This is a genomic window from Amycolatopsis sp. WAC 04182 (assembly GCF_003947465.1).
Classification (GTDB): domain Bacteria; phylum Actinomycetota; class Actinomycetes; order Mycobacteriales; family Pseudonocardiaceae; genus Amycolatopsis.
In genome coordinates this window covers 511,540-534,328 of the sequence record NZ_QHJJ01000005.1, presented here as the reverse complement: position 1 = coordinate 534,328, position 22,789 = coordinate 511,540, and the positions used below count along the sequence as shown (strand labels likewise).

Sequence of the window (22,789 nt, the reverse complement as noted above, 5' to 3'; positions counted from 1 at the left end):
CTGGAGCACAGCGAGACAGGCCCGGCGGCGTTGGACACGTCGCACCCGCTGCAGGCGGGCGCGCCGGTGGAGGCCGAATCCCCCACCTTCGCCTCCTTCGGCGTCAAGCCGGAGATCGTGAAGGCCCTCAGCGAAGCCGGGATCGAGCGCACCTTCGCCATCCAGGCCCTGACGCTGCCGCTGGCCATGGCGGGCGACGACCTGATCGGCCAGGCCCGCACGGGCATGGGCAAGACGCTGGGCTTCGGTGTCCCGCTGCTGCACCGCGTCGAGGTCCCCGGCGACGGCACCCCGCAGGTGCTGGTCGTCGTGCCGACCCGTGAGCTGTGCATCCAGGTCGCGAACGACCTCAAGGGCGCGGGCAAGCACCTCGGCATCCGCACGCTGGCCATCTACGGTGGCCGCCCCTACGAGCCGCAGATCGCGGCGCTCCGCAACGGCGTCGACGTCGTCATCGGCACCCCTGGCCGCCTGCTGGATCTGGCCGAGCAGAAGCACCTGGTGCTGGGCAAGGTCCGCGGTCTGGTGCTGGACGAGGCCGACGAGATGCTCGACCTCGGCTTCCTGCCCGACATCGAGCGCATCCTGCGGATGGTCCCGGACAAGCGCCAGACGATGCTGTTCTCGGCGACCATGCCGGGCCCGATCATCACCCTGGCCCGCACGTTCCTCACCCAGCCGACGCATATCCGCGCCGAGGAGAACGACGCCGGCGCCATCCACGAGCGCACCACCCAGTTCGTCTACCGGGCGCACTCGATGGACAAGCCCGAGCTGATCGCCCGCGCGCTGCAGGCCGAAGGCCGTGGCCTGACGATGATCTTCACCCGCACCAAGCGCACCGCGCAGAAGGTCGCCGACGAGCTCGTCGAGCGTGGCTTCGCGGCCGCCGCCGTGCACGGTGACCTCGGCCAGGGCGCCCGCGAGCAGGCGCTGCGCGCGTTCCGCGCCGGCAAGGTCGATGTGCTGGTCGCCACCGATGTCGCCGCCCGCGGTATCGACATCGACGACGTCACGCACGTGATCAACTACCAGACGCCGGAGGACGAGAAGACCTACGTCCACCGGATCGGCCGCACCGGCCGCGCCGGGCGCACCGGTGTCGCGATCACCCTCGTCGACTGGGACGAGGAGCCGCGCTGGAAGATGATCTCGGACATCCTCGGGCTCGACATGCCCGAGCCCGCCGAGACGTACTCGTCGTCGAAGCACCTGTTCAGCGACCTGGGCATCCCCGAGGGCACCACCGGGCGTCTCCCGCTGTCGAAGCGGACCCGCGCCGGTCTTTCGGCCGAGGTCGAAGAAGACCTGGGCGGCAAGCGCCGCGGCCGTGGCCAGGGTCCGGCGAAGGAAGAAGAAGCGCCCCGTAAGCGCAACCGCGCGCCGCGCAAGCGGACCCGTGGCGGCGCCGACGCGGCCGCCAAGATCGAGGCCGCCGACGCTGCCGCGGACAGCGCCGAAAGCCAGAGCGAAGCCGCTTCGGAGGGCCGCACGCGGACCCGTCGCCGTAGCCGCGGTGCCGCGAAGCCGAGCCCGGAGGTCAGCGGCCCGGCGGTCGAGAAGGAGGCAGGCGACAGCGCCGAGCGTCCGGCTCGCCGACGCCGCCGTCGCCGTCCCTCGGCGACTTCTGATACACCTGCGTCGGCAGACTGAGCTTTCATACTGCGGACATGGGGAGCTAGGGGCACGTGAGCGAACGCTGGGACGCCGCGCCGGACGACGAACCGGCGCGGCCCGTGCCCGCCGATCCCGGGCAGCCGGACGGCAGTGAGCCGGAGACGGCCGAAACCGCGATCGGCACGGAAGACGTGCTGGACGCCGATCCCGCCCAGCCGGTGGCCACCGAGCCGCCGCTGGGCGGGAAACGCGCCCGGCGCTCACCGTGGAACCGCACGCGGGATCGCGTGATCGCCGCGGCGATCGTGGTGGTCGTCGCGATCACCGGCGTCGTCATCGGCGTGACCAGCGACAACGCGGCGACCGTCGCGCAGGTCGCCGCCACTCTGCCGCCGGGCCTTCCGCCCGCGCCGTCCCAGGTTCCCGGCTCCCTGAGCGAACTGTGGCAGGCACCGAGTTCGTCGACCCCCGTCCCGATCGGCGAAGCCAACAGCGTCGTCACCGCGGACAAGGGCGAGGTACTCGGCCGGGACCCGTACACCGGCGAGGTCCGGTGGCGTTACTCGCGCGACCTCGAACTGTGCACCGTCGCGCTCGCCGGGATCAAGGTCGACGCGGTGTACCGCAAGGACACCGGCTGCAGCGAGGTCACCCAGCTCGACGCGGGCACCGGCCGCCGCACGGCGCAGCGCAACGGCGACGCCGAACTCGGGACCAGGCTGGTCGTCGACGGATCGCACGTCACCACGACCGGCAAGAAACTGCTGAACACCTGGCGCGACGACCTGGTCAAGAGCATGGAGTACGGCCAGGTCCCCGCCATCGTGAACCCGAACAAGCAGCCGAGGACCGGCTGCACCTACGGCACGGTGGCCGCCGCGGCGGGCAAGATCGGCGTGATCGAGCGCTGCCCCGGCGACCCGGCCGACCGCTTCACCGTCTACCGCGCGACCAACGACGAAGCCGACGACCCGAAGGTCGATTACAGCACCGTGCTCGCCGGCAAGAACGCGAAGGTCGTCGCGATGTCCGGCGATCTCGCGCTGATCGTGCTGCCCGAACAGAAACTGCTCGTCATCTACGGCGGCGACGGCCTGCAGAAGTCGGCGTACCCGCTCGATGTGCCCGAAGCGGACATCACGCCGGATCCGGTGGGCGGCGTCATGACGACGTCGTGGACCGCGCAGGGCGTCTACTGGTTCACCGGCTCGAAGACCATGGCGTTCTCACGGGACGACCTCACGCCGCGCTGGACGCTGAACAACTCGACCGGCCCCGGGGTGACCTTCGGGGACCAGCTGGTCGTGCCGATCCAGGGCGGGCTCGCCGTGCTCGACGAGACGACCGGCGCCACGATCCGCACCGTCGGCGTCGACAGGCGCGGCTACACCGGCCCGGTGGTGCTTTCCTCGGTCGGGCCGGTGCTGCTGGAGCAGCGCGGCCCCACCCTCGTCGCCCTCAAGTGACCGGCAGGCGGTAGCAAAGGTCCCTTGCTCCCGCTGGCCGTCATCGCGTCGTCGAAGCCCGGGAAGTACGCAGACGGCTGACTTCCTTCCAGCACCACTTGCCGCCTTCGCTGGCTAGCGTGCCGGTGGCGGTGCCCGGCCGACCCGCGACGGTCAGCGTGACGGCGACCGTGTACTTGGTCTCGGAGACCTTCGTGACCGCGCCCATCGAGGCGTCCGAAGCTTCGCTGACCCGGTCGATGATCTGGTCGATGTCCTTTTCGGCGTTCCCGCACTTGAGCGCCGTCAACGCGGCCCGGTCGTGGGCGTTGATGCCGTCGATGATCGCCTGCGCGGTCCCTTCCGGGCCCGCCGCCTTTTCGGCCTTGTCGTCGCTGAGGAAGAACCCGGGAGCGACGAACCCCGTGATACCCAGCGTCACCACGACGACGGCAGCGGCGGCGATGGCCACGATCAGGCCGGTCTTGTTGTTCTTCGGGGGCGCGGGCGGCCCACCGAAGCCCTGTGGGTACTGCTGGTTCTGCCCGGGGTACTGCTGCTGGCCGTAGCCGGGGTACTGCTGCTGCGGGTACGCGCCGCTCTGGTCGTAACCGCCCTGCGGGTACTGCTGCTGTCCCGGGTATTGCTGTTGCCCTGGGTATTGCTGCTGTCCTGGGTACTGCTGCCCGCTTTGGTCGGGCTGTCCCGGGTACTGCTGCTGCCCGCCTTGGCCGTGGTCGGGCTGTCCTGGCTGGGGTGGGTAGGTCATCGACAGTGCCCTTCGTCCTCGCTGCAGGGCAGCGTGTTCATCTACGACATGCCCAGTGAGCCACAGTTTCGCAGGGACGGGACCCTTTTCGGGTCAATGGCACCTTCCTGCCGTGTCAGCTCCACCAGAACAGGCTCAGCGCGGCCGCCACGCTCACCACGACCAGAAGACCCGCGTAGCCCGCGACACGGCCATTACGCGAATCGGCGACCCGTTGTGCCAGCAAGGCGACGACCGCCGCGACCGGATGGCCGATCAGCATCAGGAGCCCGGGCCCCGGCGCACCGGTGAACAGGCAGAGCGTGGCGATCGCTACGACGCACACCGCCAGCACGGCCATCCCGGCCGCGAGCGATCCGGTCAGCCCGCGCCAGAACCGGCCGCTTTCGGGCTTCGTGGGCTCGTCCGCGGGCCGCGGAATGATCGCGAGCTCTTCGGTGTCCGGTGACGACACGTCCTCGCCTGTCCAATCGTCGGGTTCCGGGATTCTAGGGCGCCAGCAACTCCCACGGCTGAGCCGCGGGCCCGGCCTCCTGGCCTGCCGCGCAACTGGGCCGGAAGTCGCACCATGAGCAACGACGGCCGGGGCGCGCCGGGAACAACACGTCCTCGTCGCCGCCGGCGTCCAGGGTATCCGCTGCCAGCCGCAGGTCCCCGGCGGTCTCGTCGGCGCGTTGGAGATGCCGTTTCAGGCTTTCTTCGGTGTGCTCGGCGGCCGCGATGGTCCCGGTGGGCACGTGGTGCAGCTCGACCTGGTAGCACGGCGTCCGCAGCGTCCTGGCGGCCGCGACCGCGTACAGCGCCAAGGCCTGCGACGAGCGCGCCTCGTACTCGTCGGGCGCGCGGCGGCCGGTCTTGTAGTCGATGATCACCAGTTCCCGGCCGCGCTGGTCGATCCGGTCGGCGCGGCCCTCGATGATGAGGCTGGGCCCGCTGCCCGGTTCGAGCGTGACCGGCGCCGAAACCCAGCGCTCCAGCCCGACGGGATCGACGCTGACGTCGTTGTGCTCGACGTACTCCGCGACCCAGGCCTTGGCCCTGGCGCGGTACCGGGCGGCCTGGTCGGCGTCCTCGAACCCGGCGTCCTTCCAGTGTTCGGCGACGAGCGCCATGGCCCGCTGCGGCACGCGCTTGATCACCGGCAGGTCGAACAACGCCCGCAAAGCGTTGTGCACCACCGCACCCAGCGTGCTGTGCGCCCACGCGCCGGTGCGTACCGGGGACGGCCGGTCCAGATACGACATGCGATAACGGCGCGGGCAATCTTCGAACGTCGCGAGGCGCGCGGGCGAGACCTTCGTCAGCTTGCGCGGCGCTTCGACGCCGAAGTCGAAACCAATCTGCTCCATCGGATCACCCCGCGCGCAACGCTACGCACCCCCACCGACACTTTTCGAGGGGATCCCCAGGAAGGGAGCAAGGGACCTTTGCTACCGCCGGTTCCGCGGTCCGTGAACGCCCCCTTGAGGGACCCAGAGTCCGTGAAGGCCTCCTTCGCTACCCCCAAAGGGGCAGGCCCGGCAAAGTCGATTGTTGCAGCTCACCGCACTTTCCTGAGGGTACGGCGAACGCGGTAGGGGGTGTGGTCCAGCACTCGGTCCCGGTGTCCCCAATGTGGCATTGGAGACGCTGAGCGTCTCCAATGCCACATTGGGGACACCGAACGAACCGGGACTCCGAGTCCGAGAGCAAGGGACCTTTGCTACCGCCCGCGCCCAGCCCAAGTACATGAAGGCCCCCTTCCTGTACCTAGGCGCAAGGAAGGGGGCCTTCATGTACTTGGGGCCCAGCCCGGTCACGTGCCCGAGATGAAACCCTTCACCGAGTTCGCCACCAGCTCGACCGCGATGGCGGCCAGCAGCAGACCGGCGATCTTCGCCAGCAGCGTGATCCCGCTTTCCTTGATCAGCCGGATGACCACGCCCGAGTACCGCATGCACAGGTACAGCACGAAGTGCACCGTCACGATCGAAAGCGCGAGAGCCACGTACGCGCCGACGTGCCCATCGGCCTGCCGCACGAAGACGATGGTCGCGGCGATCGCGCCCGGGCCGGCGAGCAGCGGTGTCCCGAGCGGCACGAGGGCGACGTTGACGTCGTCGCCCGCCGCCTCGGCCTCGCCGCCGGTCTTGCCGGTCAGCAGTTGCAGCGCGATGAGCAGCAGCAACAGCCCGCCCGCCCCCTGCAGCGCCGGGATCCCGATGCCGAGGTACGACAGGATCGCTTGTCCCGCAACGGCGAACAGCGAGATCACCAGCAGGGAGACCAGCACCGCCTGCCGCGCGGCCTTGGCGCGGAAGGCCACCGATTTGCGGCCGGTCAGGCTCAGGAACACCGGCACCGTGCCGGGCGGGTCCATGATGACGATCAGCGTGATCGTCGCGCTCATGAACAGGCGCGCGTCGAAGAAGTCCGTGATCGTCACCGCGTCACGACCTGGTAGCCGGTCGACCGCGCGACGAGTTCTTCGAGCGCGAGCGGGTCGGTGGTCTCGTCGCCGAGATCGATGGTCTTGTTCGTGCCGTGGTAGTCGCTCGAACCGGTGCGCACGAGGCCCAGCTCCCCGGCCAGCCCGTGCAACTGGACGCGGGTCTCCTCGTCGTGGTTCGGGTGGTCGACCTCGACGCCGGTGAGCCCGCGCCCGGCCAGCCCGGCGAGGACGTCGACGGTGATGGTCGCGCCGCGCGTGTAGGCGAAGGGGTGCGCGATGACGGTGACGCCGCCCGCCTCCGCGATCATGTCGATCGCGTCCTCCACGAGCGTGTCCTGCCTCGCCACGAAGTACCCGCTGCCGTTGCCGAGATAGCTCCCGAAGGCCTCGTTCACCGACGAGACGACGCCCGCCCGCACCAGGGCCTGCGCGAGATGCGGCCGCCCGGCCGAACCGTCCTCCGGCAGCAGCGACATGACCTCGTCGGGATCGACGGGGAGACCGTCGGCGGCCATCCGCTCGGCCATCACCCGCAGCCGCCACCGCCGCTCCGACCGGAGCCGCGTCTGCTCGGCGACGATCGACGGCGATGCCGGGTCGAAGAGGTACGCGAGCAGGTGGACGCTGATCTGCCGCCCGGTCACCGGATCGACGGAGATCGTGGACAGCTCGGCGCCGGGGACCAGGGTCAGTCCCGGCGGGAGTGCCTCGGCGGCCGGGGCCCAGCCGGCCGTGGTGTCGTGATCGGTGATCGCGACTACGTCGAGGCCCGCCTTCGCGGCGGCGGCGACCAGCCCGGCAGGGCTGTCGGTGCCGTCGGAGGCGGTGGAGTGGGCGTGCAGGTCGATGCGCATCGCCGCTCAGTATCGACGATGCGCCAGGTCACAGCGACTCCGGGACCTGCGCTAACCGACCTTCTTCTTGCCGCGCGCCGCACGCTGCGCCTTGATCATCGAAAAGCGCTCCGCCTGCTTTTGCTTGTCGCCGAAGACCAGCTCGGAAATCGTGTCGTAGAACTCTTCCGGCTTCGGCAGGTAGTCGATGCGGTTCAGCGCCTGGATCTGGCCGGCGGACTCGACCACCATGGTCCCGTACCCCATCATCCGGCCCCACGCCGAACGCTCGTAGGTGAGGTCGGTGACCTTGGTGATCGGCATCATCAGCACTTTCGTGGTGAAGACACCCGTGGTCATCACGAACCGCTTGTCCGTGACCACCAGGCGCTCGACCCACCACTCCATCACCACGTACGCGAAGCGCAGGATGATGAGCAACGCGGCATACCAGAGGATGTTCTGGATGACCCACGCGGCGGGCGGCAACAGGTAGGAGACCAGGACGCAGACGGCCAGCAACGCGGCCGTCTCGAAGGTTTCCCACAGCAGTACAGCCCAGTGCCGGCGGATCCTGATGACCCGCCGCTCGGTGTCGAGGAGATACTCGTCTGGATCGCGTGGGGCGAACATACCGATAGAGTATCCGCTCCCCCGCTAGCTGAAGACGTTGCTGACGAAGGTGATCACCGATTCGGCCGAGTCACGCAGGAAGCCGATGATGTTTCCCACGAGGCCCGCGGCCTGACCTGGCTGCGCGATCACGAAGAACAGCACCAACGCGATTCCTGCGAAAGTGAGGAGCTTTTTCGCGTTCACAGCGATCAATCCTGTCTCTTACGGTGACTGACTGCGGATACTGACCATTCATTTTGTACCGCACCTTCCACCGGCGCGGGAGGGAAGTCCCGCGCTTGGGTCAGCCGGCGAGGTGAAGTGTACCGTACGGCTACTCTCCGTGTACAGGACAGCCATTGTCAGGAAGCCCGCGTCTACCATTCGGGAATGAACACCGTTTCGGACAACACCGTCCGCTGCGTAGGCGGCATCGTCCACGACGAGCTGGGGCGGATTCTGCTGATCCGGCGCGCGAATGAACCCGGACGTGGACTCTGGTCGGTCCCCGGAGGGCGTGTCGAACCAGACGAAACGGACGAAGCGGCCGTTATTCGCGAGATGCGCGAAGAGACCGGGCTCGACGTGATACCGGGCACACTCGTCGGCAATGTCCGCCGCGGCCCGTACGACATCCACGACTACGCCTGCGCGGTCGCCGGCGGCACTCTCCGTGCCGGGGACGACGCCACCGACGCCCGGTGGATCGACGCCGGAACCTTGATCGAACTCGACGAAGACGGCCACTTGGCCGAACTCCTGTTCGTCACTCTCCGCGATTGGGGAGTGCTGCCGACCGGGGAGATCCCGCCGTCTTGACACGCGCTGTGCCCGATGCGGCAAAAGACGCGGAGATAAAGCAGCGCGAGAGGTGAAAATCAGCCTTCCCGATGCATTGCCGACATCTCGACGGGCCGAATGGGTAAACCTGGGAGCGTGGGCTCAGACCGGCAGCCAGGTCATCCGCTGCCCGTGCGGGGCCGTCCTGGCCAGCGCCCGCACGTCCGGCACACCGGCGTCCCAGCGGACGAGCCCGAGCACGGCCTGGTCCACGGGTTCGGCGAGATCGGTCCTGCCGGGCACCAGGAATTCCAGCGCGGCGGCGTAGAACTCCTCGCTGACCCACCACACCGGCCGGTCCGCGGCGAGTTTCCGGAGCGCTTCGATGAAGTCCGCCCGGCGCTCCCCCAGGTACGCCAGCACATGGCTGGTCAGCACCACGAGAGGCACGTCGGCGGGCAGCGTGGCGGCCGCCGACGCCAGATCGTCGACGGCGTCGCCCGCGATCAGCTCCGGCCGCTGCTTGCCCTGCGCCGCCGCGGCCGTGCGCAGGAGCCGGATCCGATCCGGCTGGTCGGCCCAGACGCAGGCTTCGAGCCAGGCCAGTTCGTCCTCGTCGGCCAGGTCCACCGGCGCGCGGTCGAGGCCGGCGCGGGCGGTGATCGTCAGCTTCTTCGGCACCTTCGGCGTGACGGCGCCGGGCGCGAGGTCCAGCGCGCAGTGCAGGCCGACCGCGGTCTTCGCGGGCCCGGCGGTGAGCTGTTCGCCGCCGTCGCACTGGTAGCGGTAGGCGTATTTGTCCAGGCCGAGCAGCAGGCCCGCGCTGCAGCCGACCTCGAGCAGCGCGATCTTGCCGCCCGCCTCCTTCGCCGCCGTCGTCATCGCCGGATAGAGCAGCGCGGCACGGCGGACCTCGTTGGTCTGCGTGTACCGCGAGGAGATGATCGCGCGGGCCTTGTCCGCCCGTTCCAGCAGGAACGAGCGGAACAGCGGCCACGTCTCCGAGTCCACGCCGTCGAAACCGCCGACGGACGGGTAGTACCGCGAGAGCGGGTGGATGGGGTCGGCCTGGATGAGCCGGTGCGCCGTCGCCATGAGGAGCGTTCCGCGCGCTTCCCCGCCGCGGGCGTCGGTCAGGAGACCGGCGACGTCGTCGTCCTCGGACGCCTTCGCCGCCAGGTGCTCGTACAGCGGCGAAACACCGGCCGCCTCGACCGTCGCGAACTTCCGCAGACGGCTCTTGATCTCATCCAGCCCGATGGGCATCGACGCGCTCCCTCTTCCCGTTCGTGACACCCATTATTCGTGCGGGACGGGACGGCCGGGCTGTTCACCACCCCGGGTGTCCCCGTAAGACCGCTTCGGCACCATCACCTTGCGACGGAAGACACACACGATCGTGCCGTCCTGCTTGTAGCCGCGGGTCTCGACGTAGACGACACCGCGGTCGTCCTTCGACTTCGACGGCGTCTTGTCCAGCACCTCGGTCTCGCCGTAGATCGTGTCACCGTGGAAGGTCGGCTTCACGTGCTTCAGCGACTCGACCTCGAGGTTCGCGATCGCCTTGCCGGACACGTCGGGCACCGACATCCCCAGCAGCAGCGAGTAGATGTAGTTGCCGACCACGACGTTCTTGCCGAAGTCGGTGGTCTCCTCGGCGTAGTGCGCGTCGAGGTGCAGCGGATGGTGGTTCATGGTGATGAGGCAGAACAGGTGGTCGTCGTACTCGGTGACCGTTTTGCCCGGCCAGTGCTTGTAGACCGCACCGACCTCGAACTCTTCGTAATAGCGACCGAACTGCACCCATTCCTCCTGCACGAGTAACGCGGCGTGAGCCTGGAACGACAGGCCTTCGTGTTGAGGAGTACCCTCGACCATTGGTGTCGGGTCGTCAACGCGACCCACACCACTGCGTAACCGTCCGCCGAGCCAAGGAGGTGAGGAACCCGATGTCCAGTGGCGATAGTCCGCTTCCTAGTAGTCGCAGCGTTTCCGCCTTCACGTCTCGCCGGATCCCCACCTGGCAGGGCTGACGAAACCGGGAACGCTGGCCTAGCCGAGCGGCCCCCCGACCGCTTGGCCCGTCGTCTTCGCGCATCAACGCACGACGTCTGCCCAGGAGACCCCATGCCTGCCATTCCCTCGCTCGGCGGCCTTCGCGGCCGGAGCAACGGCCGCGCCAAGAGCGTCCCCGCACGCCCGCTGCCCGTCCCCCTTTCGGCGTACGTCGTCGATTGCGCGGTGTACGTGGAGGGCAAGCGCCTGCCCGGCCGCTGGACGCACGCCGAGGCCATCAAAGAGGTGCGCAAGCGGCACGCCGGGTTCGTCTGGATCGGCCTGCACGAGCCCGACGCGGTCCAGATCCAGGGCATCGCGGACACCTTCGGCCTGCACGAGCTGGCCGTCGAGGACGCGCTGGAAGCGCACCAGCGGCCCAAGCTGGAGCGCTACGACGACACGCTGTTCATGGTGCTGAAGACCGTCCGGTACGTCGAGCACGAGTCGCCCGCGACGGCGAACGAGATCGTCGAGACCGGCGAGCTGATGGCGTTCCTCGGCCGCGACTTCGTGATCACCGTGCGGCACGGGAACCACTCGGGGCTCGCCCGGCTGCGCCGCGAACTCGACCAGGACCCGGAGCGGCTCGACCTCGGGCCGTCCGCCGTGCTGCACGCGATCGCGGACCACGTCGTCGACCACTACCTCGACGTCACCACCGCGATCGAGTCGGACATCGACGAGATGGAGACGCACGTCTTCGCGCCGCGGTCCAAGGTGAGCGCCGAGCAGATCTACTTCATGAAGCGCGAGGTGCTGGAGCTGCGCCGCGCGGTCATGCCGCTGGGCACTCCGCTGCAGCGCCTCGCCGAGGGGTACACGCGGCTGATCCCGGACGAGGTCCGCTCGTACTTCCGCGACGTCTCCGACCACTTGACGACCGTGGCGGAGCGGGTCGCGAACTTCGACGAACTGCTGACCACCCTGGTCGACGCGACACTGGCGAAGATCACGCTCCAGCAGAACACCGACATGCGCAAGATCACCGCGTGGGCGGCGATCATCGCGGTCCCCACGGCGCTGGCCGGCATCTACGGGATGAACTTCGACTACATGCCGGAGCTGCATTGGCGCTTCGGCTACCCGGTGGCGATGACGGTGATCTTCGGCGTCTGCATCCTGCTCTACCGAATATTCAGGAAGAACCGCTGGCTCTGACCTCTTCCCGCTTTCGGTAGTACCTGGAGTCCCCCATGCCAAGGATCCTGACCAACCTCAAGTTCTGGGCGCTGGCGTTCTGCGTCGTCTGGCTCGGCATCGTGATCGCGATCATCGCCAAGGACCCCGCGTTCGCGCACGGCCCGAAGTAGCGCGTCCGGCATTACGCTGGAGCGCATGAAAGCGCTGGTCGTCGCGGACGAGGTCGAAGAGCGGTTGTGGACGTCCGCCGTCCGCAACCACCCGGCCGACCTCGTGATCGGTGCCGGCGACCTGCCGTACGACTATCTCGAGTTCCTGGCGAGCGCACTCGACGTGCCGTGCGTTTTCGTCCCCGGCAACCACGACCCCGACCTGTCCGGTTACACGCGCTACGGCGGACTGTCCATGAAGGACGGTTTCCCCGCCGTGTGGCCCGGGCCGGCGGGCGGGGTGAACGCGGACGGCCGGATCGTCGACGTCGGCGGGCTCCGGTTCGCCGGGCTCGGCGGTTCGGTGCGCTACAACGACGGCCCGAACCAGTGGACGCAACGGCAACAAGCGCGGCGTGCCCGGCGGCTGGTGCGCCGGGCCCGGTTCCGCCGCCGGCGGGACGGCCGGGATATTGACGTCCTGCTCACGCACGCGCCGCCGCGGCATTGTGGCGACCGCGAGGACCCGCCGCACCGCGGCTTCGACTGTCTCCATCGCACGATCGAGTTGTTGCGCCCGAAGTGGTTGCTGCACGGGCATATCCACCCGCACGGTGAACCCGTGCCGGACCGCGTGGTCGGCGGGACCACGGTCCGTAACGTGGTCGGGCACCGGATCATGGAGTTCTCATGAAGGACACGGGCTTTCCCCGCGCGGACGCGGAGCACGACTTCCTCCGCGCGCGACGACGTCAGGTGCTGTCACGGCTGGCGAACTGGCTGCGCCGCGAACCCGACGACGTCAACATCATGTTGCCGTTCCACGAGGTGGTCGACGCGCTCGGCTATCTCGGCGAACGGAAGATCGGGGCGCGGGTGATCCGGCTCGATTCGATCGTCGGCAGCGTCGACCGCGGCCGCGACTTCGACCGGCGCTTCCGCCCGACGTCCGGTCGGGTCCGCGAACGCTGGGAACGGCTGGCGCTCGCGACCAGGCGCGGCGAGTCGATCCCGCCGATCGAGGTGTACCGCGTCGGCGAGCTGCACTTCATCATCGACGGGCACCACCGCGTTTCGGTGGCGCACGCGATGCGACTGTCCACAATAGAGGCGATGGTCACCGAGGTGCGGACCAAACTGGACCCGAGCGGGATCCGGTACCGCGGCGATCTGATCGTGAAGGACTACCGGCGGCTGTTCCTGGAACGCGTCCCGCTTTCGGGGCACGCGCGGGCTTCGGTGGTGTTCACGGATCCGTGGGACTACGCGCGGCTCGGTGAGCACGTCGAGGCCTGGGGTTTCCGGCTGATGCAGGACGAAGGCGCGTACTCGGACCGCGCGACGCTGGCGCAGCGGTGGTTCGACGAGGAGTTCGTGCCGGTGGTGGCGATGCTGCGGCAGGCGGACCTGATCGGCGACCGGACCGACGCCGAGGCGTATCTGTGGGTGGCGTGCGAACGGTACCGGCTGATCCGGACGCATCGGTGGGACGACGAGGTCTTCGAGGCAGTGCGGTCACAGTCCCGCTGACGCCCTTCCCCGTGCTATGAAAGGCCCCTTCATTGCAAATTTTGCAATGAAGGGGCCTTTCATAGCGCTCCCCTACATGTGCACGGCGACCGGAGCGTCAGCGCCCTCGGGAGCCTTCGCCGGGGCACCCGACCGCAGCAGCAGCCCGCAGATCACCGCACCGATGACGAAGATCCACCCGCCCCACACGAAAGCGGTCGTGTAACTGTGCACTGCCGCTTCGGCCGCCAGCTGCGGCGAAGGCGCCTTCCCAGCGGCGAACGACGTCGCGGCATTACCCGCCAACGTGCTCAGCAGCGCGGTCCCGATCGAGCCGCCGACCTGCTGCGCGGTGTTGACCGCCGCCGACGCGACACCCGCGTCGTGCGTGTCGACGCCGAAGGTCGCGACGCTCATCGCGGGCGCCATGGCGAGGCCGATACCGACGCCCATGATCATCAGCGGGAACAGCACCCCGCCGGCGTACGTGCTGCTGGTGTCGATGGCCGAGAGCCAGAACAGCCCCGCGCCGGCGATCAGCATTCCCAGTGACACCAACGGTTTCGCGCCGAACTTCGGCAGCAGCACGGCCGTCGCCGACGTCGCGCTCGCCATCAGGGTGGCCACCATCGGCAGGAACGCGACCCCGCTCTGCACCGGCGTGAACCCGAGGTTCAGCTGGATGTAGAAGGTGAGGAACAGGAAGATCGAGAACATTCCGATGGCGAGCAGGAACATCGCGAGATACGAGCCACCGCGGTCGCGGTCGAGCAGCACGCGCAGCGGCAGGAGCGGGTGTTCGGCACGCTGCTGGATCACGACGAACGCGGTCAGCAGCACGACACCGGCGGCGAGGAAACCCCAAACCGAGACCGAGGACCACGAGTCGCGTTCGGCGTTCGCGAAACCGTAGACGAGCGCGAAGAGACCGGCCGACGCGGTGATCGTGCCCGGGATGTCGAGCTTCGGGCGCGGGCCGTCGGTTTCGGAGTTCTTCAGCAGCACGGCCGAACCGGCGAACGCGATCACCGCGAAGATGATGTTGACGTACATCGACCAGCGCCAGTCGAGGTACTCGGTCAGCACGCCGCCGAGCAGCAGGCCGATCGCCGCGCCGCCACCGCCGATCGCGCCGAAGACGCCGAACGCCTTGCCGCGTTCCTTCGGGTCGGTGAAGGTCGTGGTCAGCAGCGAAAGGGCGGCCGGCGCGAGAAGCGCGCCGAAGACACCCTGTGCGGCACGGGCGACGAGCAGCATTTCGATACTGGTGGCGGCTCCGCCGATCGCGGACACGATGGCGAAACCGGCGAGCCCGACGAGGAACGCGCGTTTGCGGCCGAAGAGGTCCGCGAGCCGCCCGCCCAGCAGGAGCAGGCTGCCGAAAGCGAGGGCGTAGGCGGTGACGACCCATTGGCGGGCGTCGTTCGAGAAGCCGAGGTCCTGCTGCGCAGACGGCAGCGCGATGTTCACGACGGTGGCGTCGAGGACGACCATCAGCTGGGCGAGGCCGATCATCACCAGGATCAGCCATCTCCTGGCGTGGTGCGGGTTGGTGTGCTGCGCGGCCGCGTCCCCCGGCGGCGTGGCGACAGCGGTGGATGAGTCAGACATACGGGCGGTTTCCTCACCGATAGTGACGAAGAAGCTATGTGGAGTAGGTATCTCCCCTTTCCGCGCCCAAGGTACACAAGAAGTGGAGAAGTGTCCTCTACTTCGTTTGTTAAGCTGGACGAATGGCTCGGGAACTCGCTCCCGCCGCACCGGCGCGGCCGTTGCGGCGCGACGCTGAACTCAATCGGCAGCGCATCATCGCGGCGGCGCACACCGTCTTCGGCGAGCGCGGGCTCGAAGCGACCCTCGACGACGTCGCGCATCACGCGGGTGTCGGCGTCGGCACCGTCTATCGTCGCTTCCCGAGCAAGGAACACCTGGTCGAAGCCATGTTCGTCGACCAGTTCGAGACGATCCGCGAGTTCGCCGAAGAAGCGCTTCGCGCCGAAGATCCCTGGGAGGGATTCGCGGGCTTCACCTGGCGCGCGGCCGAACTGCACGCCGGTGACCGCGGGTTACGTGAAGTCATGCTGTCGAACGTCTTCGGCCAGGAGCGCGTCGCCGAGGCGAAATCCCGCATGGTGCCGTTGATCACACAGCTCGTCGAGCGGGCTCAGGCGGCGGGTGTCCTCCGCGCCGACTTCGTGCCGACGGACATCCCGCTCCTGCACCAGATGATCGGCTCCGTCATCGAATTCACGCACGGTATCCAGCCGGAACTGTGGCGCCGGTGCCTCGCGATGCTGCTGGACGGCCTGCGCGCCGAACCCGGCCGTGCCACCCCGCTCCCGCATCCGCCTCTGGACTTCGAGGCGCTCGACGAGGCGATGTGCTCCTTCCGCCTGCCCAGGCTGCGCTGACCCCGCGTTCAGTCCTCTGAATGCGGCGCCTTCGCGTGTGCCCGGAGGCGCAACTCGCGTGATTGAAGGCGCAACTCGCCTGATTCGCGCCTTCAGTCACGCGAGTTACGCCTTCGAGCACGTGAGTTCCGTCCCCAAGCACGTGAGTTCCGCCTTCGCACACGCGGCCTGGAGGCGAGGGCCACGCATTTCGTCCTCTGGATGCGGTTGTTGCGCGTGCAAGGACCGCATCCAGAGGACGAAATGGGTCAGGGGAGCTTCGGGAACACCGCGACGGCGACCTCCCGCGCCGCCGCGCAGGTGGCGTCCTCGGGCGCCCCGTCGACCCCCACCACCGAGAGCATCGCCTGCTCGACCCGGTCGGGGGTGCCCGGAATCGGCCGGTGCGTGGTCACCTGGCAGAACGCGCCGGACGTGGTGACCTGGACCTGCCGCCCGCCCAGCGCCTCCGTCGCGCCCGGCGTAGTGTCCCCGCCCACCGACAGCGCGAAACTGACCTTGCCGCGGATGCAGCTGTGCCCGGACAGCGCCGGGGCCGGTTTGGTCTCCGGGCCGGCGGCGGCGTCGAGTTCGTGCTGGTCGAGCGACGCGCACGGGGCGACCCGTCCCCACGAACGCTGGTCGAGGTTCAGCCGCCCGACCTTGCGCGCGCCGATCACCCCGGCCGCGCCGTCGACCGTCGCGTCGGCGATGCGGCAGCGGTCGACCTGATCGGCGGGCGCCGTGTCGTCGGAGGTCACCGAGATGGACAGCCTGATCCCGTCGGCGAAGGTGAGCAGCCGGGTGCAGGCGGTGTCCTCGTTGAACGTCGACCGCTGGATGCTGACGCCTTCCGGCAGCGGACCGGCGTATTCGTACGGTTGATTGTTCGGATCCTGGCCGGAAGTGATCGGGCCGGTGGTCACGGTGTAGCGATTGGCGCCCTCGACGAATTCGAGGCGGCAGAACTCGAAAGAGCTCAACGGCGGTTTGACCGCGTTTCCGCCGCCGATCACTTTCCGCTGGTCGACGAGGCTGCAGTAATCCAGCGACGAGTATTCCCCGAGCGCCGCGGAAGCGGTCAGGGCCTCCTCACCCGCCGTGGTCGACGGCGCCACCGCCGGTTCCGGGGTGGAACAGGCCGCGGTGAGGAACAGGCCGCAGAGTGCTGCGCTGAGTCTCTTCGAGGGCACCGGAGCAGTATCGTCAAAAGATCGCGGAACACCAGCCCCTACGGGCGAAGAACACAGGGTCCGCCACGTTTTCCCAGGTGAATGCCTTACCGCGATTTCACGCCCTTAGGGGTGCGTTTCGTTCCGCGGTGGGATGCGGAAGGGCCGTCACGAGACGAGAATGGGTTTCACACACCGTGACGACCGAGAGGGAAGACCCGTGACGAACCCCGTAGCCGCCCGCCTGACCCGACCGCGCCAGGGCCGCATGATCGGCGGCGTCTGCGCCGGTCTCGCCAAACGCTTCGGCACCACGCCGGGCAAGGTCCGCCTGCTCGCCGTGCTGTCCTGCCTGCTGCCCGGCCCGCAGTTCATCGTCTACCTCGTGCTGTGGCTCGCCCTGCCCGAGAGTGAGTACTGAGTCCTCAGGCGTTGGGATCGAAGGGGATGCCCGCCGGTTTGGCCTTCCCCAGATTGTGTTCGAAGGCGCCGTCCTTGATCGCCAGGCTCGCGCTGCCGAAATCGGCGCGGACGAGCGTGTCACGGATACCGGGCGGGAACCTGTCCCAGCTGACGAGGTCCGGGTACTGCCAGGCGTTGTAGTGGTTCTCCGGCGGCTCGGTCGCGCTCGCGATGCGGAAGCAGTGGGTGCTCGCGCCGTCCTTGTGATAGACGATCTTCGGGTGGGTCCCCTCCCAGGAGACCTTGGAGCGGTCGTAAGTGGAGTAGTTGCCGTGCGCTGACGTCGAGACGTACCGGGCTTGGCCCTCGTTGACCCAGACGACGACGTGCTCGATGTCGTGCCGGTGCCCGCAGCAGTCGATACCCGGCACGGCTTGGTCCTTCTCGAAGTACAGGTCGTAGAGGTGGGCGCACCAGCCGTTGTTGCACTTCGACCGCGCGTAGGAGTTGGTGTTGTCGAGGTCCGACCGGTCGCGGCACTGACCGTTGAGGGCGCCGGAGTTCTTGAGCCCGGTGGCGATCGCGCCGGTCGGTGAGATCGCGGGCGTCGGATAGCAGCCGTCGGTGTCGTAGTCGAACGCGGGCTGCCAGGTGCTGTCGGCGTCGGTCGCGTTCGAGGGCAGGGCCTGCGGTGGTTCGGCCCAGGCGACGGCCGGCGCGAGCGTGGTGATGAGGACCGCCCCGACCAGGCCCTGCAGGAGACGGCGTGTCAGCTTCTTCGGCAAGGCAGGCGCCCTTCTCTAGGTACCGATGCGGGGCTGAGGATCCCCGATCGCCCCGCGAGGCGTACACCGCCGAAGGTGGGGAATTCACGAAGTCCGAAGTGGACAACCGTGACCGTGCTCCAACGTCGCACACGCGTGATTGAAGGCGTAACTCGCGTGTCTGGAGGGCGAACTCGCGTGAAGGCCCCCTTCCCTCGGCTGAGCCGAGGGAAGGGGGCCTTCACGCGCGAAGTGGGAGCTAGTCGGTGTAGGTCAGGTTCTTGCCGCTGGCACCGTCGAACAGCTTGATCTTGTCCGCGTCGAACCACAGCTCGACGTCCTGGTTCTCCGCCGCCGACGAGGCCGCCGAGAGGCGGGCCACGATCTGCGACTCGGAGCCGGGGACGTCCGAGGAACCGCTGTCGGCGGCGAGATCCGCGAGGTCGGACGACGACGCGGCCTCACCCTCGACCGAGAAGTGCGCGAACTTCTCGGAGCCCATCGACTCGAGGACGTCGACGTGGGCGGTGAACGTCGCGCCCTGGCGGGCGGCGGCGTCCACCAGCGCGGCGTCCTCGAAGTGCTCCGGCCGGATACCGACGATGACCTCACGCGGCGCGTTGGCGGCTTCCACCAGTTGCCGCACCCGGTCGGTGAGCGGGATGTCGCCCAGCGCGCTGCGGGCGGTCCCGTTCTCCAGTGTCGCGGGCACGAAGTTCATCGACGGGCTGCCGATGAACCCGGCCACGAACAGGTTCGCCGGGTTGTCGTACAGGAACTGCGGCGACCCGATCTGCTGCACATAGCCCGCCCGCAGCACGACGACCCGGTCGCCGAGGGTCATGGCCTCGGTCTGGTCGTGCGTGACGTAGAGCGTCGTCGTGCCCAGCTGTTTCTGGATCTTCGACACCGATGTCCGCATCTGGCCGCGGAGCTTCGCGTCCAGATTGGACAGTGGCTCGTCCATCAGGAACGCCTTGGGGTTGCGGACGATCGCGCGCCCCATCGCGACGCGCTGCCGCTGGCCACCGGACAGGTTCGCCGGTTTGCGGTCCAGGTGCCCGGTCAGATCGAGGATCTGCGCCGCCTCCTCGACCTTCGCCCGCACCGTCCGGTCGTCGACCTTCGCCAGCCGCAACGGGAACGCCATGTTCTCCCGCACGCTCATGTGCGGGTACAGCGCGTAGGACTGGAACACCATCGCGATGTCGCGGTCCTTCGGCGCCTTCTCGTTGACGCGCCGGCCGTCGATGCGCAGTTCGCCGGAGGAGATGTCCTCCAGCCCCGCGACCATGTTCAGGGTCGTGGACTTCCCGCAGCCGGACGGGCCGACCAGGATGATGAACTCACCGTCGGCGATCGTGATGTCCACTTCGGACACCGCGAGGGCGCCGTCGGGGTACTTCTTGGACACTTTTTCGAGAACGATTTCAGCCATGGGTCAGCCCTTCACCGCACCGGACGTCAGCCCCGCCACGATGCGACGCTGGAAGAACAACACGAACAGGATGATCGGGACGGTGATCACCACGGCGGCCGCGGAGATCGTCCCGGTCGGGTCTTCGAACTGCGACGACCCGGTGAAGAACGACAGCGCCGCCGGGACCGTGCGCGAGGCCTCGGTCGAGGTCAGCGAGATCGCGAACAGGAAGTCGTTCCAGCAGAAGATGAACACCAGGATCGCGGTGGTGAACACCCCCGGTGCCGCCAGGGGCGCGATCACCTTGCGGAACGCCTGCGCCGGGGTCGCGCCGTCCATCTTCGCCGCCTTTTCCAGCTCCCACGGGATTTCCCGGAAGAACGCGGACAGCGTGTAGATCGACAGTGGCAGCGCGAACGTGATGTAGGGCAGGATCAGCCCCGGCCAGGTGTCGAACAGGCCCAGCTCACGTTCGATGTTGAACAGCGGCGTCACCAGCGACACCTGCGGGAACATCGCGATCAGCAGCGACATCCCGACCAGCACCTGCTTGCCGGGGAAGTCCAGCCGCGCGATCGCGTACGCCGCCATCGTGCCTAGGACGACCGCGATCACCGTCGCGATGATCGCGATCCCGATCGAGTTCACCAGTGCCCTGATGAACTCCGTGGTCTCGAAGATGTCCGCGTAGTTCTGCCACGTCCATTCCGACGGGATGAAGTTCCCGTCGTCCAGGGTCTCCTTGGTCTTGAACGAAAGCGAGACCACCCAGAGCACCGGGAACAGCGCGAACACCAGGACGAGGATGTCGACGAGGCCCCACTTGAACTTGCGGCCGGGAGTGACCGCTCCACCGATCGCCATCAGCGCTTACCCCCATTGTCACTGCCGGGTGCGGCCGTGCCGAACACCTTGATGAAGATGAACGCGATGATCGCCACCGTGATGAAGATCAGCACCGCCATCGTCGACCCGATCCCGAGGTTCAACCCCTTGACCAGGTTGTTGTAGGTCTGCATCGACACCGAAGACGTATCTTGCGCGCCGTTGGTGAGCACGAAGATGTTGTCGAAGATGCGGAACGCGTCCAGGGTGCGGAACAGCAGCGCCACCAGGATCGCCGGCTTCATCACCGGCAGCATCACCTTCGTGAACCGCTGCCACGCCGTCGCGCCGTCCATCGCAGCGGCCTTCAGCAGGTCGTCCGGCACCAGCGCCAGCCCCGCCATCAGCAGCAGCGCCATGAACGGCGTCGTCTTCCAGACCTCGGCCAGCACGATGATCGCCAGCGAAGGCCAGTACTCGGTCAGCGGCGCGCTGTCCGGGAAGAACAGGTTGGCCAGGTAGCCCGTGTCCGGCGTCCAGGCGTAGTACCAGGAGAACGCCGCGACCACCGTCACGATGCCGTACGGGATCAGGGCGACCGTCCGCACGAGGCCCCGTCCGACGAGCGTCCGGTGCATGATCAGCGCCAGTCCCATGCCCAGGACGAACTCGATCACCACCGAAACGATGGTCAACCCCATCGTCGTCCCGAACGCCGTCCACCAATATCCGTTGGACAGCACCGCGATGTAGTTGTCGAGACCGACGAACTCCTGCTGCGCCGGGAACCTGAGGTCGTAGCGCTGCAGGGAGAGCCAGATCGAGTAGATGATCGGGTACCCGGTGACCGCGATCATCACGATCGCCGCCGGGGCGCACAGCCAGAGCCCGAGTCTGCGCTCGGCCTTCTTTCCTTCACTGAGAACGGGTTTGGTCTTCTTACCCGGTTTGCTCGCGGTCGCCGAGCCGGCGGTTTCCTGCACGGTCACGGGATCACTCCCTTCGACTGGAGCGCGTCGGCGAGCTGTTCCTTCAGCTTCTCCGCCGTCTTCCGCGGATCGATTTCAGAAGGCGGGGAAAGCACCTTCGACAACACGGTCGACGCGTTCTGGTACGCCGGGGTCAGCGGACGCACCGCGGCGTCCTTGAGGGCCTCCAGAATCGTCTCCCGCATCGGGTACTTCGTGTCCATGCTCGGGTTGTCGTCGCTCTGCGGCGCCGTCGCGTCGAGCGGCAGCGTGTCCGTGTAGAGCGACTCGATCGTCGGCGGGACACCGTCCTTGAGCGCGGAGAACTTCTGGTTCTTCGCGCTGCGCAGGCACAGCGCGACCTCGTAGGCCTCGGCCTTGTGCTTCGAGGTCGAACTGACCGCCAGGTTGTAGCCACCGATCGTGGTCTTGGCGGGTTTGCCCGCTTCGAATTCCGGATAGGTGGTCCACTTGAAGTGCTTCAGCTCGTCCTTCTTCTCCTTGGCATAGGAGGCGTAGACGAACGGCCAGTTCAGCTCGAAGGCGGCGTTCCCGCGCTGGAAGGCCTGGCGGACCTCGTCCTCTTTGGAGTTGGTCAGCGACGGGTCGGTGATCCCGGCCGTGGTGACCTTCTTGAGCATCTCCAGCGCCTTGATCGCGCCCTCGTCCATCACGACCGACTTGCCGTCGTCGGAGAGGATCTTGCCGCCCGCCGACTCGACGAGCGTGTTGTAGATGACGACCAGGCCTTCGTACTGCGCGCCGGTGAACACGACGTTCGCCGGCTTGCCCTGCGCCTTGAGCGCCTGGGCCTGCTGGATCATCTCGTCCCAGGTCTTCGGCGGCGTCGGGGTCAGCCGGTCGTCGTACCAGAGCAACTGGACGTTGGTGTTCTTGGTCGCCGCGTAGAGCTTTCCGTTCCACGTGGCGGTTTCGAGCGGCCCCGGCAGGACACCCGCGGTCGCCTCGGCCTTGGCTTCACCCGTCCATTCGTCGACCCAGCCCGCCTCGGCGAATTCCGAGACCCAGGTGACGTCCAGCCCCAGTACGTCGAGTGAATCGTCCCCGGCGGCCAGGCGCCGGACCATCTGTTCCCGCTGGCCGTCGGCCGGTCGCGGGAGTTTGTTGTAGACGACCTCGTAGCGCCCGCCCGAGGCCTTGGTGCAATCGTCCACAACGGACTGGAAATTGTCTTCGGGCGCGTAGTAGACGTTGATCTTCAGTCCGGCATCCGAACCGCAACCCGCCAGCAAGCCGGCCGTCAGCGCTACCGCGCCGAGTAGCGAGCCGGTGCGGCCTGGTGAGCGGCCCCTCCGGCTCGCGCTCATCCTCTTCCCCATGAGGCCTCCTCACCCGCGCACGCCTGGGGAACGGCGGCACTAGGACGCGTTGAAGACGCCGCGCGCCAGCACCCCGACGTGCTAGTGCTCGGGCGGACACGCTGGAGTACGCGACCGCCCGACTGGTGTTGTGCAACCTATTCCGGGCGATCACCGCCCGCA

At 68.0% G+C, this 22,789-nt stretch carries 24 protein-coding genes; 8 read left to right on the top strand and 16 right to left on the bottom strand.

The window, feature by feature from the left end; genetic code table 11:
* Positions 1-66: 66 nt before the first annotated feature.
* Both DMH01_RS28625 and DMH01_RS28620 read left to right on the top strand, forming a co-directional pair.
* Positions 67-1,653, top strand: coding sequence for a DEAD/DEAH box helicase (locus DMH01_RS28625; protein WP_125680440.1), 1,587 nt, complete (start codon positions 67-69; stop codon positions 1,651-1,653).
* A 35-nt stretch (positions 1,654-1,688) separates the two neighbouring features.
* Entirely contained in the window at positions 1,689-3,083 is a 1,395-nt protein-coding gene (locus tag DMH01_RS28620; protein ID WP_125680277.1) for a hypothetical protein, read from the top strand.
* 40 nt (positions 3,084-3,123) lie between these two features.
* Here the strand turns inward: DMH01_RS28620 and DMH01_RS28615 are convergent, their stop codons facing one another.
* The 7 genes from DMH01_RS28615 to DMH01_RS28585 all read right to left on the bottom strand — a co-directional run bounded on the left by DMH01_RS28615 (position 3,124) and on the right by DMH01_RS28585 (position 7,914).
* Positions 3,124-3,831, bottom strand: coding sequence for a hypothetical protein (locus DMH01_RS28615; RefSeq protein WP_125680276.1), 708 nt, complete (start codon positions 3,829-3,831; stop codon positions 3,124-3,126).
* Positions 3,832-3,946: 115 nt separating this feature from the next.
* Entirely contained in the window at positions 3,947-4,285 is a 339-nt protein-coding gene (locus DMH01_RS28610) for a hypothetical protein (RefSeq protein ID WP_125680275.1), read from the bottom strand.
* Between the two features lie 34 nt (positions 4,286-4,319).
* Positions 4,320-5,180 (bottom strand): PD-(D/E)XK nuclease family protein, encoded by an 861-nt coding sequence (locus DMH01_RS28605; protein WP_125680274.1) that lies wholly within the window; start codon positions 5,178-5,180, stop codon positions 4,320-4,322.
* A gap of 446 nt (positions 5,181-5,626) precedes the next feature.
* Positions 5,627-6,256 carry a MarC family protein gene (locus DMH01_RS28600; protein ID WP_016331481.1) on the bottom strand — a complete coding sequence of 210 codons (630 nt, stop codon included), beginning with the start codon at positions 6,254-6,256 and terminating at the stop codon, positions 5,627-5,629.
* A complete protein-coding gene (locus DMH01_RS28595; RefSeq protein WP_125680273.1) occupies positions 6,253-7,116 on the bottom strand; it encodes a PHP domain-containing protein in 864 nt (287 codons plus the stop codon). Before DMH01_RS28595 ends, DMH01_RS28600 begins: the two co-directional genes overlap by 4 nt.
* A 51-nt stretch (positions 7,117-7,167) precedes the next feature.
* Positions 7,168-7,728, bottom strand: a complete 561-nt coding sequence (locus DMH01_RS28590) for a PH domain-containing protein (RefSeq protein WP_034313292.1) — start codon at positions 7,726-7,728, stop codon at positions 7,168-7,170.
* Positions 7,729-7,752: 24 nt separating this feature from the next.
* Positions 7,753-7,914 (bottom strand): hypothetical protein, encoded by a 162-nt coding sequence (locus tag DMH01_RS28585; protein ID WP_005167589.1) that lies wholly within the window; start codon positions 7,912-7,914, stop codon positions 7,753-7,755.
* Positions 7,915-8,100: 186 nt separating this feature from the next.
* Here DMH01_RS28585 and DMH01_RS28580 point away from each other — a divergent pair, with 186 nt between their 5' ends.
* Positions 8,101-8,529, top strand: coding sequence for an NUDIX hydrolase (locus DMH01_RS28580; RefSeq protein ID WP_125680272.1), 429 nt, complete (start codon positions 8,101-8,103; stop codon positions 8,527-8,529).
* A gap of 123 nt (positions 8,530-8,652) precedes the next feature.
* On the opposite strand, the gene DMH01_RS28575 is transcribed toward DMH01_RS28580, so the two are convergent.
* Both DMH01_RS28575 and DMH01_RS28570 read right to left on the bottom strand, forming a co-directional pair.
* A complete protein-coding gene (locus DMH01_RS28575) occupies positions 8,653-9,756 on the bottom strand; it encodes a DUF2332 domain-containing protein (RefSeq protein ID WP_199745660.1) in 1,104 nt (367 codons plus the stop codon).
* 33 nt (positions 9,757-9,789) lie between these two features.
* Positions 9,790-10,368 carry a MaoC family dehydratase gene (locus tag DMH01_RS28570; protein ID WP_016331476.1) on the bottom strand — a complete coding sequence of 193 codons (579 nt, stop codon included), beginning with the start codon at positions 10,366-10,368 and terminating at the stop codon, positions 9,790-9,792.
* A gap of 249 nt (positions 10,369-10,617) precedes the next feature.
* On the opposite strand from DMH01_RS28570, the gene corA reads away from it, so the two are divergent.
* The 3 genes from corA (at position 10,618) to DMH01_RS28555 (ending at position 13,367) form a co-directional block, all read left to right on the top strand.
* A complete protein-coding gene (gene corA / locus DMH01_RS28565; protein WP_125680271.1) occupies positions 10,618-11,706 on the top strand; it encodes a magnesium/cobalt transporter CorA in 1,089 nt (362 codons plus the stop codon).
* Between the two features lie 177 nt (positions 11,707-11,883).
* Positions 11,884-12,531: a metallophosphoesterase gene (locus DMH01_RS28560; protein WP_125680270.1), complete on the top strand. Its 648-nt coding sequence runs from the start codon at positions 11,884-11,886 to the stop codon at positions 12,529-12,531.
* Positions 12,528-13,367 carry a ParB N-terminal domain-containing protein gene (locus DMH01_RS28555; protein WP_125680269.1) on the top strand — a complete coding sequence of 280 codons (840 nt, stop codon included), beginning with the start codon at positions 12,528-12,530 and terminating at the stop codon, positions 13,365-13,367. Before DMH01_RS28560 ends, DMH01_RS28555 begins: the two co-directional genes overlap by 4 nt.
* A 72-nt stretch (positions 13,368-13,439) precedes the next feature.
* On the opposite strand, the gene DMH01_RS28550 is transcribed toward DMH01_RS28555, so the two are convergent.
* Entirely contained in the window at positions 13,440-14,957 is a 1,518-nt protein-coding gene (locus DMH01_RS28550) for an MFS transporter (RefSeq protein WP_125680268.1), read from the bottom strand.
* A gap of 122 nt (positions 14,958-15,079) precedes the next feature.
* Here DMH01_RS28550 and DMH01_RS28545 point away from each other — a divergent pair, with 122 nt between their 5' ends.
* Complete coding sequence (locus tag DMH01_RS28545; protein WP_125680267.1) at positions 15,080-15,757, top strand: TetR/AcrR family transcriptional regulator; 678 nt, start codon at positions 15,080-15,082, stop codon at positions 15,755-15,757.
* A gap of 248 nt (positions 15,758-16,005) precedes the next feature.
* On the opposite strand, the gene DMH01_RS28540 is transcribed toward DMH01_RS28545, so the two are convergent.
* A complete protein-coding gene (locus DMH01_RS28540) occupies positions 16,006-16,929 on the bottom strand; it encodes a hypothetical protein (RefSeq protein WP_125680266.1) in 924 nt (307 codons plus the stop codon).
* A 199-nt stretch (positions 16,930-17,128) separates the two neighbouring features.
* Between DMH01_RS28540 and DMH01_RS28535 the strand changes: the two genes are divergently transcribed.
* On the top strand, positions 17,129-17,329 hold the full coding sequence (locus tag DMH01_RS28535; protein ID WP_034313416.1) for a PspC domain-containing protein: 201 nt from the start codon (positions 17,129-17,131) through the stop codon (positions 17,327-17,329).
* A 4-nt stretch (positions 17,330-17,333) separates the two neighbouring features.
* On the opposite strand, the gene DMH01_RS28530 is transcribed toward DMH01_RS28535, so the two are convergent.
* From DMH01_RS28530 to DMH01_RS28510, 5 genes are all read right to left on the bottom strand, one after another.
* Positions 17,334-18,095, bottom strand: a complete 762-nt coding sequence (locus tag DMH01_RS28530) for an NPP1 family protein (protein WP_125680264.1) — start codon at positions 18,093-18,095, stop codon at positions 17,334-17,336.
* 238 nt (positions 18,096-18,333) lie between these two features.
* Positions 18,334-19,512 carry an ABC transporter ATP-binding protein gene (locus DMH01_RS28525; RefSeq protein ID WP_125680263.1) on the bottom strand — a complete coding sequence of 393 codons (1,179 nt, stop codon included), beginning with the start codon at positions 19,510-19,512 and terminating at the stop codon, positions 18,334-18,336.
* A 3-nt stretch (positions 19,513-19,515) separates the two neighbouring features.
* Positions 19,516-20,358 (bottom strand): carbohydrate ABC transporter permease, encoded by an 843-nt coding sequence (locus DMH01_RS28520; RefSeq protein WP_034313318.1) that lies wholly within the window; start codon positions 20,356-20,358, stop codon positions 19,516-19,518.
* Complete coding sequence (locus DMH01_RS28515; RefSeq protein ID WP_125680262.1) at positions 20,358-21,308, bottom strand: carbohydrate ABC transporter permease; 951 nt, start codon at positions 21,306-21,308, stop codon at positions 20,358-20,360. Before DMH01_RS28515 ends, DMH01_RS28520 begins: the two co-directional genes overlap by 1 nt.
* The gene (locus DMH01_RS28510; protein ID WP_125680261.1) at positions 21,305-22,627 is read right to left on the bottom strand and encodes an ABC transporter substrate-binding protein; all 1,323 of its coding nucleotides are present in this window, start codon (positions 22,625-22,627) and stop codon (positions 21,305-21,307) included. Before DMH01_RS28510 ends, DMH01_RS28515 begins: the two co-directional genes overlap by 4 nt.
* Positions 22,628-22,789: the final 162 nt, after the last annotated feature.